General features: G+C 71.8%; 13 protein-coding genes. 3 read left to right on the top strand and 10 right to left on the bottom strand.

The genetic code is table 11. The features are described from left to right. Position 1 precedes the first annotated feature (1 nt). Genes ASG40_RS03485 through ASG40_RS03475 form a run of 3 tightly spaced genes read right to left on the bottom strand, consistent with a single transcriptional unit; the run spans position 2 to position 2,222 of the window. Complete coding sequence (locus ASG40_RS03485; protein WP_082523866.1) at positions 2–838, bottom strand: substrate-binding domain-containing protein; 837 nt, start codon at positions 836–838, stop codon at positions 2–4. Next, on the bottom strand, positions 811–1,530 hold the full coding sequence (locus tag ASG40_RS03480; RefSeq protein WP_055880457.1) for an ABC transporter ATP-binding protein: 720 nt from the start codon (positions 1,528–1,530) through the stop codon (positions 811–813). Before ASG40_RS03480 ends, ASG40_RS03485 begins: the two co-directional genes overlap by 28 nt. Beyond that, complete coding sequence (locus ASG40_RS03475) at positions 1,527–2,222, bottom strand: ABC transporter permease (RefSeq protein WP_055880453.1); 696 nt, start codon at positions 2,220–2,222, stop codon at positions 1,527–1,529. Before ASG40_RS03475 ends, ASG40_RS03480 begins: the two co-directional genes overlap by 4 nt. 201 nt (positions 2,223–2,423) lie before the next feature. On the opposite strand from ASG40_RS03475, the gene ASG40_RS03470 reads away from it, so the two are divergent. Continuing rightward, entirely contained in the window at positions 2,424–3,632 is a 1,209-nt protein-coding gene (locus ASG40_RS03470) for a complex I NDUFA9 subunit family protein (RefSeq protein WP_443136575.1), read from the top strand. Positions 3,633–3,641: 9 nt separating this feature from the next. On the opposite strand, the gene ASG40_RS03465 is transcribed toward ASG40_RS03470, so the two are convergent. Beyond that, positions 3,642–4,358, bottom strand: coding sequence for a sulfate transporter family protein (locus ASG40_RS03465; protein ID WP_055881266.1), 717 nt, complete (start codon positions 4,356–4,358; stop codon positions 3,642–3,644). Positions 4,359–4,508: 150 nt separating this feature from the next. Between ASG40_RS03465 and ASG40_RS03460 the strand changes: the two genes are divergently transcribed. Beyond that, the gene (locus tag ASG40_RS03460) at positions 4,509–5,849 is read left to right on the top strand and encodes a flavin monoamine oxidase family protein (protein WP_200944188.1); all 1,341 of its coding nucleotides are present in this window, start codon (positions 4,509–4,511) and stop codon (positions 5,847–5,849) included. Between the two features lie 48 nt (positions 5,850–5,897). Here the strand turns inward: ASG40_RS03460 and ASG40_RS03455 are convergent, their stop codons facing one another. The 6 genes from ASG40_RS03455 to ASG40_RS03430 form a co-directional block, all read right to left on the bottom strand. Then, positions 5,898–7,019 (bottom strand): branched-chain amino acid ABC transporter substrate-binding protein, encoded by a 1,122-nt coding sequence (locus ASG40_RS03455; protein ID WP_156387532.1) that lies wholly within the window; start codon positions 7,017–7,019, stop codon positions 5,898–5,900. A gap of 73 nt (positions 7,020–7,092) precedes the next feature. Beyond that, on the bottom strand, positions 7,093–7,440 hold the full coding sequence (locus ASG40_RS03450) for a DUF6867 family protein (protein ID WP_055880446.1): 348 nt from the start codon (positions 7,438–7,440) through the stop codon (positions 7,093–7,095). Next, entirely contained in the window at positions 7,437–8,219 is a 783-nt protein-coding gene (locus ASG40_RS03445; RefSeq protein ID WP_055880443.1) for an ABC transporter ATP-binding protein, read from the bottom strand. The genes ASG40_RS03450 and ASG40_RS03445 overlap by 4 nt, the downstream gene beginning before the upstream one ends. Before the next feature lie 10 nt (positions 8,220–8,229). Next, positions 8,230–9,087, bottom strand: coding sequence for an ABC transporter ATP-binding protein (locus ASG40_RS03440; protein ID WP_055880439.1), 858 nt, complete (start codon positions 9,085–9,087; stop codon positions 8,230–8,232). Further along, on the bottom strand, positions 9,084–10,469 hold the full coding sequence (gene livM / locus ASG40_RS03435) for a high-affinity branched-chain amino acid ABC transporter permease LivM (protein ID WP_055880436.1): 1,386 nt from the start codon (positions 10,467–10,469) through the stop codon (positions 9,084–9,086). Before livM ends, ASG40_RS03440 begins: the two co-directional genes overlap by 4 nt. Before the next feature lies 1 nt (position 10,470). Further along, entirely contained in the window at positions 10,471–11,388 is a 918-nt protein-coding gene (locus ASG40_RS03430) for a branched-chain amino acid ABC transporter permease (protein WP_055880433.1), read from the bottom strand. Between the two features lie 321 nt (positions 11,389–11,709). Here ASG40_RS03430 and ASG40_RS03425 point away from each other — a divergent pair, with 321 nt between their 5' ends. Further along, positions 11,710–13,839 (top strand): GumC family protein, encoded by a 2,130-nt coding sequence (locus ASG40_RS03425; protein ID WP_055880429.1) that lies wholly within the window; start codon positions 11,710–11,712, stop codon positions 13,837–13,839. Positions 13,840–13,842: the final 3 nt, after the last annotated feature.

The following is a 13,842-nucleotide window of genomic DNA, read 5'->3' as shown; positions in this document are numbered from 1 at the left end:
CTCACTGCCCCTTCGCATCCGGGGCCGCGTTGGGGAAGAACAGCTGCTCGCCGCCGATGGTGTAGGCGGCGATGGCGTCCTGGCCGGGCTTCGAGACCAGCCAGTCGACGAAGGCCTGGCCGGCGGCGACCTTCACCTGCGGGTGCTTGGCCGGGTTCACCAGCATGACGCCGTACTGGTTGAACAGGCGCCGGTCGCCGGCCACCAGGATGGCGAGATCGCCGCGGTTCTTGAACGAGAGCCAGGTGCCGCGATCCGACAGGAGGTAGGCGTTCGCGGCCGAGGCGGTGTTGAGCGCCGGGCCCATGCCCTGGCCGATCTCCTTGTACCATTCGCCCTTGGCCGCGCCGAGGTCGACGCCCGCCGCCTTCCAGTATCGCAGTTCGGCCGCGTGGGTGCCCGAGCGGTCGCCGCGCGAGACGAAGGGCGCCCTGGCGGCGGCGATGCGGCGCAGGGCCTCGAGCACGTCCTGGCCGCCGGCCCCGGCCGGGTCGTTCCTGGGGCCGACCACGACGAAGTCGTTGTACATCACGTCCTGGCGCTTCACGGCGAAGCCGTCGGCGAGGAAGGCCTCCTCGGCGGCCTGGTCGTGGACGAAGACCACGTCGGCGTCGCCGCGCCGGCCCACGTCCAGGGCCTGGCCGGTGCCCAGCGCCACCACCTTCACGCCGATGCCCTTGGCCTGCGTGAACAGCGGCAGCAGGTGCTTGAACAGGCCCGACTGCTCGGTGGAGGTGGTGGAGGCCACCGTGATCGTCTCCCCCGGCTCGGCGGCGGCCGGCCCGGAGAGGCAGACCGCGAGGCACAGGCTCAGGAGGCTGCGACGGCCGATTCCCATGAGAACTCTCCCTTGATGTAGGCCCGGGCCTGCGCCGATCGCGGTGCGCCGAGAACCTGTCGGACCGGACCCTGCTCGACCACGCGGCCGGCGGCAAGCACGACGACGTGTTCGGCCAGCCGCGCCACCTGGGCGAGGTTGTGCGACACCAGCACCACGGCGATGCCCTCCGCCGCCATCTCGGCCACCAGCGTCTCCACGGTGGCGGTGGCGGCGGGATCGAGGCTGGCGGTGGGCTCGTCGAGGAGGAGGAGGCCGGGCCGGGTCGCCCAGGCGCGGGCCAGCGCCAGCCGCTGCTGCTCGCCGCCCGACAGCTTCGGCGCCGGGTCGCCGGCCCGGTCGAGGAGGCCGACCCGCGCGAGGGCCTGCGCCACGCGGGCCCTGCGCTCGGCCCCCGAGAGCCCGAGCGGCGCCAGGGCCAGGGCGACGTTGCGCGCCGCGCTGGTGCGCACCAGGGGCGGGCGCTGGAACACGAAGGCGCGGCGCAGGGCGCCGGTCTCGACGGTGCCGGCCTGCGGCGCCAGCAGCCCGTCGATCATCCGCAGCGTCACGCTCTTGCCCGCGCCGTTGGGGCCGACGAGGGCGGTGATGCCGGTGCCCTCGAGCGTCAGGTCGAGCCCGTCGAGGATGGTGCGGCCCCCGGCCTCGTAGCGCAGGCCCGCGAGGCGGACGATGGCGGCAGGGCCGCTCATCCGTAGGCGCGGGCGGCGTAGCCGCGCAGCACGGCCGCCGCGGCGTTGACGGCGATCACGAGGGCCATCAGCACCAGCCCGAAGGCCAGCGCCAGGGGCAGGTCGCCCTTCTGGGTCTCCAGCGAGATCGCGGTGGTCATGGTGCGGGTGTGCCCGGCGATGTTGCCGCCCACCACCAGCACCGCGCCGATCTCCGACATCGCCCGCCCGAAGGCGGCCAGCACGATGGTGACGAGGGAGAAGCGCACGTCGTAGATCAGCACCAGGATGCGCTGCCACAGGGACAGGCGCAGCGAGCGCAGCTGCTCGCCCAGCTGCCCGTCGGCATCGGCGACGGTCTGGCGGGCCAGCGCCGCCACCAGGGGCGTCACCAGCACCGCCTGCGCCGCGATCATCGCGGCGGGGCTGAACAGGAGCCCGAGGGCTCCCAGCGGGCCGGAGCGGGACAGCAGCAGGTAGAGCACGAGGCCGATGATCACCGGCGGCAGGCCCATGGCCGCGTTGAGGAGCGCCACCACCGCCTGGCGCCCGCGCCAGTCCACCAGGGCGACGAGGGCGCCCAGGGGAATCCCGACGAGGGCGGCGATCGCCACCGCCGAGGCGCTGACGCGCAGGCTCAGGGCGGCGATCGCCACCACGTCCCGGTCGAGGGTTGCGAGGAGCGAGAAGGCCTCGCCGAAGGTCTGCAGCATCGGGCGTCGATACCACCGTCGGGCCGCCTAGCGCCATGCGTCCCGTCCGGGGCCGCGACGTCGCGTGTTTTCGCGGCCCGCGGCGGCTCCCGTTCGGGCTGGAACTGCTCTACATAGCGCTGCGCACGGGACCGGCGCCGGCCGCGATCCCTTCGCGCGAGCGCGGCAGACCCCGCTCCGGGCCGTCTTTCGGGATCAGCGATGACCGACCTTCCAGAGACCGTTTCCCAGACCGGGGTTTCCCAGACCGTGGTTTCCCGGACCATGCCCGGCGCCGGGCCGCTGACCCCGGCCGCGACACGCCTCGTGACCGTGTTCGGCGGGTCCGGCTTCCTCGGGCGGCACGTGGTGCGGGCGCTGGCCAAGCGCGGCTACCGCATCCGCGTCGCCGTGCGCCGGCCCGACCTCGCCCTGTTCCTGCAGCCGCTGGGCAAGGTCGGCCAGATCGTCGCCGTCCAGGCCAACCTGCGCTATCCGCAGTCGATCGCGCAGGCGGTGGCGGGCGCCGACATCGTCGTCAACCTCGTGGGTATCCTCCAGGAGAGCGGGCGCCAGAGTTTTTCGGGGTTGCAGGCGGAGGGAGCCGGGGCCATCGCCCGCGCGGCGGCCGCGGTGGGTGCCCACCTCGTCCATGTCTCGGCGCTGGGCGCCGACGCCCAGTCCGCGTCGCAATACGCCCGCTCCAAGGCGCTGGGCGAAGCGCAGGTCTTCGCCGCCCGGCCCGACGCCGTGGTGTTCCGGCCCTCCATCGTGTTCGGGCCGGGCGACAGCTTCTTCAACCGCTTCGCGGGCCTCGCCCGTGCCCTGCCGGTGCTGCCGCTCGCCGGCGCCGAGACCCGGTTCCAGCCTGTGTTCGTGGGCGACGTCGCCGAGGCCGTGGCCCGGGCGGTGGACGGCAAGGTCCCCGGCGGCACGGTCTACGAACTCGGCGGCCCCGAGATCCGCACCCTCGAGGCGCTGGTGCGCTACATGCTGGAGACGACCATGCGCCGGCGCCCGGTGGTGGCGCTGCCGCTGCCGGCGGCCAACCTCCAGGCCCGGATGCTGGAGATCGTCGACACCCTGTCGCTCGGCCTCCTCCCCGACGCCCTCAAGCTCACCCGCGACCAGGTCACCCTGCTCCAGACCGACAACGTCGTCTCGGAGGCCGCCGAGGCGGAGGGGCGCACCATTACGGCGCTGGGCGTCGTGCCCACCGCCCTGGAGGCGGTGGTGCCGGGCTACCTCTGGCGCTTCCGCAAGGCCGGCCAGTTCACCACCGCAGCCCGCCCGGCCGAGGTCGAGGTGGCGCCCACCTCCGCGCCCGAGCCGATGCCCGCGTCCGGCGTGCAGCGCCCCAGCGGCCCGGCCATCGGCCCCGACGCCTCGGCGCCGAGCCGGATGGGCACGCGCTGGGGCACGCGGGACTGAACCTCGCGCCTACCGCAGCCGCCCCTGCACCTCCGGCCCGGTCAGCTCCGCCCGCCGGCTCAGGCCCTTGTGGACGTGGACCATCAGGGCGATGCCGAACAGCGGGGTCAGCAGGTTGAGGATGGGCACCACCATCAGCCCGGCCAGCAGCGCGCCCGCGCTCATGGCGGTGAAGGAATGGTGGCGGCGCATGGCGCCGGCCTCGTCCAGCCCGCGGAAGCGGGCGGCGGCGAGCTCGAAATACTCGCGGCCGAGCAGGTAGGTGTTGGCGCCGAAGAACGCCACGAGGTTCACCCCCGGCACGAAGAACAGGATCAGCGCCACGAGGTTGACCAGCAGCGCCAGCCCGGCGAAGCGCGCGGTGTAGAGCATCGATTGGCCGAGCGGCATCGCCCGGCCGGGCGGCTCGCCGGGAAAGTCGGTGGCCTCGACGATGGCGGCGGCGTCGTCCAGGAAGTAGCCCGCCACCAGGATCGAGACCGCCGGCATCAGGTAGGCCAGCGCCACGAACAGGCCGGCCCCCGCGAAGAAGAAGGCGAGGGTGTCGAGGAAGGGATAATCCGCCGAGAGGTGGTGGTTGGCGAGGAACCACGCGATGAGCCGCGTCAGTGCGAACCAGATCACCGCCAGGATGCCGATGGTGAGCGCCAGCGACTTCCACAGGATCGCCCGCAGGGGCGGCGAGAACACCTGTCTCAGGGCGGCGAGGGAGGCCTTGATCAGCATGGACGAATCCCCGATGCGGACGCCGATGGCGGCGTCCGCCTGCGCCCAGCATCTGGCCTCGCCCCGGCGCCGGGGCAAGGCCGCGGCCCGCCCGTCCTCCCCATGCGCTGGAGGACCCCGGCCGGCTCCTCGTCCCGTCCAGGGTGTTTCATGATCCCAATCCGTTCCGCGCGCCCCGCCCATGCCCACTTCCGGCCGAGCGTGTCCCCGCGCCTCTCCGCCCTGCCGCCGGACTCCGAGGTGGTGGTGGTCGGGGCGGGGGCGGCCGGCATCGCCGCCGCGCGGGCCCTGACGGAACGAGGCGTCGCGGTGGCGGTGCTGGAGGCGCGCGACCGGGTCGGGGGCCGGCTGGTGACGACCCGGCTGCGCGGCCACCCGGTCGATCTGGGCGGCCACTGGCTCCATGCCGGGCCGATCAACCCGCTGGTGCGCCTCGGGCAGGCGCGGGGCGAGCCGTTGCGGGTGGCGGCCCAGGAGAGCCACCTCTGGGTCGGGCGCCGCCGGGCGCGGCGCGACGAGGAGCGCGCGCTCGGTCGCGCCTTCGCCCTGGCCGACCGGGCGATGACCGAGGGGGCCGCCCGCCCCGGACCCGACCGGCCGGCCGCGAGCGTGCTGCCCCCCGGCCTCGGGCCGTGGGGCGAGCGGGTGACGCTCGTCCACGGTCTCGTCTCGGGCCAGCCCCTGAGCGAGGTGTCCCTGCACGACTTTCCCAGCATGGAATATGGCGACAACCGCTTCATCGCCGGCGGCTTCGGCGGCTATCTCGCCCGCCTCGCGCAGGGGCTGCCGATCGCGCTCGGCACCGCCGTCACCGGGATCGACTGGAGCGGGGAGGGGGTGGCGATCGCCACCGCCGGCGGAGAGACCCTGCGGGCCAGGGCGGCGATCGTCACCGTGCCGATGATGGTCCTGCGCGGCGGCGCCCTGTTCGCCCCGGCCCTGCCGCCGGCCCATCGCGCGGCCATCGACGGGTTCTCCACCGGCATCTACGAGCATGCGGTGCTGCACTGGCCGTCCTGCCCGTTCCGGGGGGCGGACCGGCTGGCGAGCGTGGTCGGCGGGCGGCGCAAACCCCCCGGTCTCCTCACCCGCATCGACGGCACGCCGTTCCACTTCTTCGAACTCGACGTCCATGCCGCCGCCGAACTCGACGCGGCGGGGAGCGGGCCGGACGGGGTGCGCCGCTACGTCCGCAGCGTGCTCGCCGAGCACGTCGGGCACCGCTCCATCCACGACCTCGCGATCCCCGCTGTGAGCGAGTGGCGCCACGACCCTTGGTCGCGCGGCTCCTGGGCGGTGGTGCCGCCGGGCCATGCCGGCGCCCGGGCCACCCTCGCCGAACCGGTGGGGGACAAGATCTGGTTTGCCGGCGAAGCGCTCTCGCGCCTGCAATGGGGCACCGCCGGCGGCGCCTACGAGGAAGGCGCGCGGGCGGCGCAAGGCGTTATGGCGGCGATCGGCGATTCGACCGCCCCGCCTCGTCCCACCTGAAGGCGCCCCCCTTCCCCTTGCGGGGAGGGGGGCGCCGCCGGCGATCGACTACTCGATCTCGTTGCCGGCGTAGTTGATCGAGCCGTCGGGGGCCTTCTTCCAGACGTACATCACGTAGTCGGGCCGGGTGATGTCGCCCTTCTTGTCGAAGGAGATGTCGCCGATCACCGTGTCGAACGGCTTGCCCTGGTGCATGTAGTCGGCGACCTTCTTGCCGTCCGAAGACTTGGTGGCCGTCATCGCCGCCTGGAGGATCTGCACGGCGGCGTAGGAATAGAGGGTGTAGGCTTCCGGATCGATCTTGCGCGCCTTGAAGGCGTCGACGATGGCCTTGGCCTTGGGGTTCTTGCGGGCGTCGGGCGAGAAGGTCATGTAGGTGCCCTCCGCGCCCGGGCCGGCGATCTGCACGAACTCCCGGTCGGTGATGCCGTCGCCGCCCATGAGCGGGGCGTTCAGGCTCTGGTCGCGCATCTGGCGGATGATGAGGCCGGCCTCCGTGTGCAGGCCGCCGTAGTAGACCACGTCGACCTGCGCCTGCTTGAGCTTCGACACGAGGGCCGAGAAGTCCTTCTCGCCCGGGTTGATGCCCTCGTAGATCACGTTGGAGCCGCCCTTGGCCTTGAGCGCCTTCAGGGTCTCGTCGGCCAGGCCCTTCCCGTAGGGGCTCTTGTCGTGGACGATGGCGATCTTCTTGCCCTTGAACTTGTCCGCCAGGTAGGCGCCGGCGACGCCGCCCTGCTGGTCGTCGCGGCCGCAGGTGCGGAAGGTGTTCCAGTTGCCGCGCTCGGTGAACTTGATCGCGGTGGACGCGGGGCTGATCTGGACGATGCCCGCCTCCTGCAGCGCGTCGGAGGTCGGGATCGAGACGCCGGAGTTGAAGGCGCCGACCACGGCCTTCACGCCCTCCGAGGCGAACTTGTTGGCCACCGAGACGCCCTGCTTGGGGTCGGAGGCGTCGTCGCCCACCGACAATACGATCTTCTCGCCGTTGATGCCGCCGGCCTTGTTGATGTCCTCCACCGCCTGGGTGGCGCCGTTCTTGATCTGGGCGCCGAAGGCCGCGTTGGGGCCGGTGATCGGCGCGACGATGCCGATCTTGATGTCGGCCATGGCATGGGTCGCCGACATCAGGAGGCCGAGTGCGACGCCGGTGCGGAGCAATGTTCTCATCGGTGTTTCCCCTCTGGGCCGGTCGGGCTCACCCGCCGGCCGCGTGAAAGCGAAGTTGTGCGCGGGCGTCAGATCAGCGGACCCGCCAAGTCAGCGGACCCGTCCGTTCGTAGAGCCAGCGGTACTGCGTCGTCATCTGCCGCGTGCGCGTGGCACGATAGCTCGCCGCCCCGATCGCGAGGATGACGATGGCGTCGAGGGCAAAGCCCATCCCTGAGAGCAGCGGCTGCTCGAACAGCGCGTAGTGCAGGAAGCGCGCGACCGCCGCCACGAGCAGCAGCGCCAGCAGGCATTGCCAGAACGGCCGCCACCCGCGCGCGATGCCGGCCCCCGTCATCCAGGCCGCCCCGCCGCCTAAGATCACGGTGACGAGGACGAACACCCAGAGGGTGGGCAGATCGTGGGGGATGTCCTCGGTCAATGCTGGCCCCCTTCGAGATAGGCCGCCTTCACCTGCGGATCGTCCAGCAGCGCCTTGCCGGTGCCGCTCATGGTGATGGTGCCCGTGACCATGACGTAGCCGCGGTGCGCCAGCTTGAGAGCGTGGTAGGCGTTCTGCTCGACGATGAAGACGGTGAGCCCGTCGGTGCGGTTGAGGTCGCGCACCGCGTTGAAGATCTGCTTGACCACCAGGGGGGCGAGGCCGAGCGAGGGCTCGTCGAGGAGCAGCAGGCGCGGCCGGCTCATCAGGGCGCGGGCGATGGCCAGCATCTGCTGCTCGCCGCCCGACATGGTGCCGCCGCGCTGGTCGATCCGCTCGGCCAGGCGCGGGAACAGGGTGCAGACCTTCTCCAGGTCTTCCGCGAAATGGCGCCCGCCGTTGACGGCCGCCCCCATCTGCAGGTTCTCGCGCACGGTCATGCGCGGGAAGATGCGCCGCCCTTCCGGCGACTGCGCGATGTTGAGGCGCGCGATCTCGTGGGTGGGCAGCCGGGTGATGTCGCGGCCGGCATAGGTGATGGAGCCGTCGCGCGCCTGCGGGCTGCCGAAGATCGTCATCATCAGGGTCGACTTGCCGGCCCCGTTGGCACCGATGAGCGCGACGATCTCGCCCTCGTTGACGTCGAGGTCGACCCCCTTCAGGGCGCGGATGCTGCCGTAGTAGGTCGAGACTCCGCGCACGCTCAGCAGCGGCAGCGCCGCCCTGGCCTGGGCGGCCCGGGTTTCCTCCACGAGGACGTTGATGCCGGCGACGCTCATGCTGGGCTCTTCATGCCTGCGTCCCCGTGAGCCCGACTTCGGCCTCCACCGCCTCGACCTCCTCGTCGTCGACCCCGAGGTAGGCGGCGATGACGCGGGTGTCGGTGCGGATCTGGTCGGGGGTGCCGTCGGCGATCTTGAGGCCGTAGTCGAGCACCACGATCCGGTCGGAGATCTGCATCACCACCGACATGTCGTGCTCGATCAGGAGCACCGAGGTGTCGTGCTCGTCGCGGATCAGGCGCAGCAGGGTGTTGAGGTCGGCCGATTCGCGCGGGTTGAGGCCGGCGGCCGGCTCGTCGAGGCAGAGCAGCACCGGGTCGGTGCACATCGCGCGGGCGATCTCCAGGCGGCGCTGGTCGCCGTAGGGCAGGTCGCCGGCCTCGTCGTCGGCACGCTCGACGAGATCGATGCGCTCGAGCCAGGCCCGCGCTTTCTCGATGCCGGCCCGCTCGGCGCGGGCGTAGCCGGGAAAGCCGAGGATGCCCGCGAGGCTGAAGCCGGAGGCCTTCATCAGGGGCTTGTGCATGGCCACGAGCAGGTTCTCGAGCACGGTCATGCGCGGGAACAGGCGGATGTTCTGGAAGGTGCGCGCCACCCCGGCGCGACGGTTGACGTCGTGGCCGGGCAGGCGCTCGAGCAGGTAGGTCGACCCGTCGGCCCGGCGCAGGGTGATCATGCCCTCGGTCGGCTTGTAGAAGCCGGTGATGCAGTTGAAGACCGTGGTCTTGCCGGCCCCGTTGGGACCGATGAGCGCGGTGATGTCGCCGCGCCCGACCGCGAAGGAGAGGTCGTCCACCGCCACCAGCCCGCCAAAGCGCATGGTGAGGTGGTCGACGACGAGGATAGGATCGACGAGCTTGCTCATCGTGCCCGCTCGCTCAGGCGCACCGAGGGCTCGCGCTCGGAGATGAGGCCGCGCGGGCGGAACACCATCATCGCCACCATGGCGAGGCCGAACAGGAGCAGGCGGTACTCGTTGGGGTCGAAACCCTCGCCGAACACCGCGCTCAGGAAGCCGAGGTTGCGCAGCATCTCGGGCGCCCCGACCATGACGATGGCGGCGATGGCGACCCCGATCTGGCTGCCCATGCCGCCGAGCACCACGATGGCCAGGATGATCGCGCTCTCCAGGAAGTTGAAGCTCTCAGGCGAGACGAAGCCCTGGCGCACGGCGAAGAACGAGCCGGCGAAGCCCGCGAACATCGCGCCCAGCGCGAAGGCGGTGAGCTTGGTCATGGTGGTGTCGATGCCCAGCGACCGGCAGGCGATCTCGTCCTCGCGCAGGGCCTCCCAGGCGCGCCCCAGCGGCAGGCGGCGCATGCGCAGGGTGACGAGGTTGGTGATCAGCGCGAGCACCAGGATCAGGTAGTAGAGGAAGACGACCCGGTGCATCGGGTTGAAGTCGAGCCCGAAGGTGGCGGCGAACCCGCCTTCGCCGGCCGTGAAGGGAATGCCGAAGAAGCTGGCGCGGGGGATCGAGGACAGGCCCGCGGCCCCGCCGGAAAAGTCGACCCAGTTGATGAGGACGAGGCGGATGATCTCGCCGAAGGCCAGGGTCACGATGGCGAGGTAGTCGCCGCGCAGGCGCAGCACCGGAAAGCCGAGCAGGACGCCGAAGGCCGCCGCGAACAGGCCGGCGAGCGGCAGGCAGACCCAGAACGACAGGCCGAACACCGTCGCGCACAGGGCGTAGGTGTAGGCCCCCACCGCGTAGAAGGCGACGTAGCCGAGGTCGAGCAGGCCCGCGAGGCCGACCACGATGTTCAGCCCCCAGCCGAGCATGACGTAGGTGAGGATGAGGATGCCCAGATCGATCCAGTAGCGGCCCTCGCTGAGGCCGCCGCCGCCGACCACCGCCAGGACGGGCAGGAACAGCGCGAGGCCCAGCGTCAGGGGCGACAGGATCGCGGCGAGCCGGCTCACGGGGGCGGCGAGCCCGCTGGCGGCCTGGCGCGCCTGCGCCGCGGTCCGGCGCCGCCCGACCCGCAGCAGGATCAGGCGCTGCACGAGGCGCAAGGCGAACACCGCCGCGCACAAAACCGCCACGGCGCCCCAGCGGGTGGTGAGGAAGAGGCCGGTGCCCTGGCCGAGGTCGGTGCGGATGGCGACGATGGGGATCGAGAGCCCCAGGGTCACCAGGGCGAACAGCGCGCAGTCCTTGAGGATCTCCGGATACGGCGAGGCGTCCCGGCGGGGGGGCGCTCCGGCGGGGAGCGCGGAGGCGGGAGAAGGATAGGCTTGCGCCACGTCAGACCTTCTCCACTTCCGGCCGGCCGAGGATGCCCGACGGCTTGAAGATCAGCACGATGATCAGGATCAGGAAGGCGGCCACGTCCTTGTACTCGATCGAGAAATAGGCCGACCAGAACGTCTCGATGAGGCCGATGATCAACCCGCCGATGACGGCGCCCGGCAGCGAGCCGATGCCGCCGAGCACGGCCGCGGTGAAGGCCTTCACGCCGGGCACGAAGCCGTCCGAGAACGAGACCACGCCGTAGTAGAGGAGGTAGAGGGTGCCGGCGACGGCGGCCAGGGCCGCGCCGAGCACGAAGGTCAGCGAGATGGTGCGGTCGACGTTGATGCCCAGCAGCGCGGCCATGCGCCGGTCCTGCTCGCAGGCGCGCTGGGCCCGGCCGAACGGCGTCTTCTGGACGAGGTACCAGAACCCGGCGAGCAGCACCGCCGTGGTGACCATGATCAGCATCTGCTTGTAGGACAGGGTCACCATGTAGTCGTCGCGCTGGTAGAGCACCACGACGTCGCGCACGAGCGGCGGCACCGGCTTGTTGCGCGCGCCCTGCACCACCTGCACGAAGTTCGACAGGAAGATCGAGACGCCGATGGCCGAGATCAGCGGCGCGAGGCGGAACGAGCCGCGCAAGGGGCGGTAGGCGGCCCGTTCGATCGCCCAGCCCCACAGGGCGGTGACCGCCATGGCGCAGACCAGCACGATGACGAAGACCAGCGGCACCGAGACGAGGCCGACCCAGGTGGTGAGCGCCAGGAACACGATCAGCGCGACGAAGGCCGAGAGCATGAAGACGTCGCCGTGGGCGAAGTTGACCATGCCGATGATGCCGAAGACCATCGTGTAGCCGATGGCGATGAGGCCGTAGATGGACCCCAGCGTCAGGCCGTTGATGAGCTGCTGGGCGAAGAATTCCATGCGGCGGCCTTGCCCTCGTCGCGTCCCGTGCTCGGTCCCTGCTGGAATGTCCCATTCGCGGGCCGGTGGTCAATGCACCTTCGTCCGGGCACGAACCAACGGCCGCACAAGTTTCCGGCGCGGCCGCACAAAGGTTCGGCGGGTCGCCGCGCAAAACCGCCGTTAGCGCCGCATTCACCATGTCGGCAGATCCGCGCCGGCCGGAAACCTCGGCTTGGTGAATCGTCTCGTAGCGTCGGGTGGTTGGCGACCTCGGTCCGGCGGCGGTTCCTCCCTCGGGAGCGTCCGCGCCGGAGCCGTGTCACAGGCGACCGGTAGGCCATGACGCAGTTCGAAAGCACGATGGGGGCGCGGGGCCGGGCCATGGCGGTGGCCGGCGGGCCGGCGGTCAACTTCGCCGGGCCCGAGCTCGACCGCACCGCCGAGATCGGCGACCTCTGGCGCATCCTGCGGCGCCGCAGCGGCTGGATCCTGTGGACCCCCCTCGTCCTTGTGGCGGTGGCCCTCGCCTACGGGCTGACCACGCCCTCCCTCTACACCGCCACCTCGCAGATCCTGATCGACCCGCGCGACCGCACGGTGATGACCAACGACATCAATCCGGTCTCGGTGGCGCCCGACGGCGGCATCACGCAGGTGGAGAGCCAGGTCCGGCTGATCGAATCGGCCAGCGTGCTCGGGCGCGCCATCGCCGCCACCGACCTCACCGCCGACCCCGAGTTCGCGGGACGGGGGGATTTCTCCGCCGTCACCGACGCCCTGGCCGGGCTGGTGGGCAAAACGCCGGCCGCCGAGAGCCCGGCCGACCTGAACGAGCGCACCCTGCGCGCCCTCAAGAAGCGCCTGGCCATCAAGCGTGCCGACAAGGTGTTCGTGATCGACATCATCATCACGGCCAAATCCGCCGCCAAGGCCGCGCGCCTGGCCAACGCCATCGCGAGCGCCTATCTCGCCGACCTCGCCGACGCCCGGGTGCAGGCCTCCCGGCGGGCCTCCGACGAACTCACGAGCCGGCTCGACGAGCAGCGCGAGCGGGTGCGCCAGGCCGAGGACCGGGCCGAGACCTTCCGCGCGCAGAACGACCTCGTGCGCTCCAACGGCCGCCTCGTCACCGAGCAGCAGCTGAGCGACATCAACATCCAGCTCAGCGCGGCCCAGAGCAAGGCCTCGGAGCTCAAGGCCCGCATCGAGCAGATCGAGCAGATCCGCAGGGCCGGCGGCGGCGCCGAGGCCACGGCGGAGGCGCTGCAATCCCCGGTGATCGCCCGGCTACGCCAGCAGTTCGCCGAACTCTCCGAGCGGCAGGCGGACCTCTCGACCCAGCTCGGCGGCCGCCATCCCTCGATCGTCTCCATCGGCGCGCAGATGCAGGAGGTGCGCAACCTCATCTCCGGCGAGCTCGGGCGCCTCGCCCGCTCGGCCCGGGCCGATTACGAGCGGGCGCTGGCCAACGAGAAGTCCCTGTCCGCCAGCCTGAAACGCCTCCAGGGCGAGACCAACACCACGTCGCAGGCCTCGATCCGCCTGCGCGAGCTCGAGCGCGACGTCGAGGCGAGCCGCACCGTCTACACCGCGTTCCTCACCCGCGCCCGCGAGATCCGCGACCAGGCCGGCATCGATTCCACCAACGCCCGCATCATCTCGCTGGCCAACCCGCCCCAGGAGAAGAGCTGGCCGCTGCCCGGCGTGTTCGCGCTCGGCGCCCTGGCGGCGGGCCTCGGGCTCGGCACCGGGCTCGCGGTGGTGCGCGAGTACCTCAGCCCCACCGTGCTCTCGCGCAACCAGATGCAGGCCCTGGCCGACGCCCCCGTCCTCGGGGTGGTTCCGCTGAAGGCCACCACCGCCAGGGCGGGGAGCGCGAAACCCGCCGGCGCCGGCGGGCCGGAGGTCCATGCGGTGAGCCTGCTGCTCGGGCGCATGCTCGCCCTGCGCGGCCGCGGCGGCGAGACCATCGGCAGCGTCTTCGTCACCTCGAGCCGGGGCGACGACACCGCCCGCCGCCGGATCGCGCATCTCCTGGCCTCCGTGGCCGAGACCCGCGGCCTGCGCGTGCTCTACATCGAGACGGACCTGCGCGAGGGCGGCGCCTCGCCGGGCTTCCTCGACGTGCTGCGCGGCGAGCGCAGCCTCAACACGGTGATCCGTGCCCAGCCCGCCAGCGGCATCCGCACCCTCGGGCTCGGCCGCCAGAAGCGCGGCGAGGTCACCGACCTCGACGCGAAGGAACGCTTCCTCGACGAGGTCGGGCGGCGCTTCGACCTCGTGGTGGTGGAGGGCGGCGCCCTGGTGGAGAGCCTGCAGGCGACCCCGCTGATGGTCTTGGCCGACGCGGTGCTGCTGGTGGCCGACGCCGGCGTGACCACGCAGCGCGACCTCCTCGACGCCACCGAGGCGGCCATCCTCAACGGGCGCCCGATCTCGGCCGGCGTCCTGGTCTCGCGGGCCGCCTGAGGG

It is taken from the genome of Methylobacterium sp. Leaf399 (assembly GCF_001424525.1).
GTDB lineage: Bacteria > Pseudomonadota > Alphaproteobacteria > Rhizobiales > Beijerinckiaceae > Methylobacterium.
This window is presented reverse-complemented; position numbering and strand designations above follow the sequence as displayed.

Coding starts and splice junctions, on each gene's coding strand:
- ASG40_RS03475 (WP_055880453.1), bottom strand. CDS start 2,222: ATGCTGCAGACCTTCGGCGAGGCCTTCTCGCTCCTCGCAACCCTCGAC.
- ASG40_RS03485 (WP_082523866.1), bottom strand. CDS start 838: ATGGGAATCGGCCGTCGCAGCCTCCTGAGCCTGTGCCTCGCGGTCTGC.
- ASG40_RS03470 (WP_443136575.1), top strand. CDS start 2,424: ATGACCGACCTTCCAGAGACCGTTTCCCAGACCGGGGTTTCCCAGACC.
- ASG40_RS03465 (WP_055881266.1), bottom strand. CDS start 4,358: ATGCTGATCAAGGCCTCCCTCGCCGCCCTGAGACAGGTGTTCTCGCCG.
- ASG40_RS03480 (WP_055880457.1), bottom strand. CDS start 1,530: ATGAGCGGCCCTGCCGCCATCGTCCGCCTCGCGGGCCTGCGCTACGAG.
- ASG40_RS03425 (WP_055880429.1), top strand. CDS start 11,710: ATGACGCAGTTCGAAAGCACGATGGGGGCGCGGGGCCGGGCCATGGCG.
- ASG40_RS03460 (WP_200944188.1), top strand. CDS start 4,509: ATGATCCCAATCCGTTCCGCGCGCCCCGCCCATGCCCACTTCCGGCCG.
- ASG40_RS03430 (WP_055880433.1), bottom strand. CDS start 11,388: ATGGAATTCTTCGCCCAGCAGCTCATCAACGGCCTGACGCTGGGGTCC.
- ASG40_RS03440 (WP_055880439.1), bottom strand. CDS start 9,087: ATGAGCAAGCTCGTCGATCCTATCCTCGTCGTCGACCACCTCACCATG.
- ASG40_RS03455 (WP_156387532.1), bottom strand. CDS start 7,019: ATGAGAACATTGCTCCGCACCGGCGTCGCACTCGGCCTCCTGATGTCG.
- ASG40_RS03445 (WP_055880443.1), bottom strand. CDS start 8,219: ATGAGCGTCGCCGGCATCAACGTCCTCGTGGAGGAAACCCGGGCCGCC.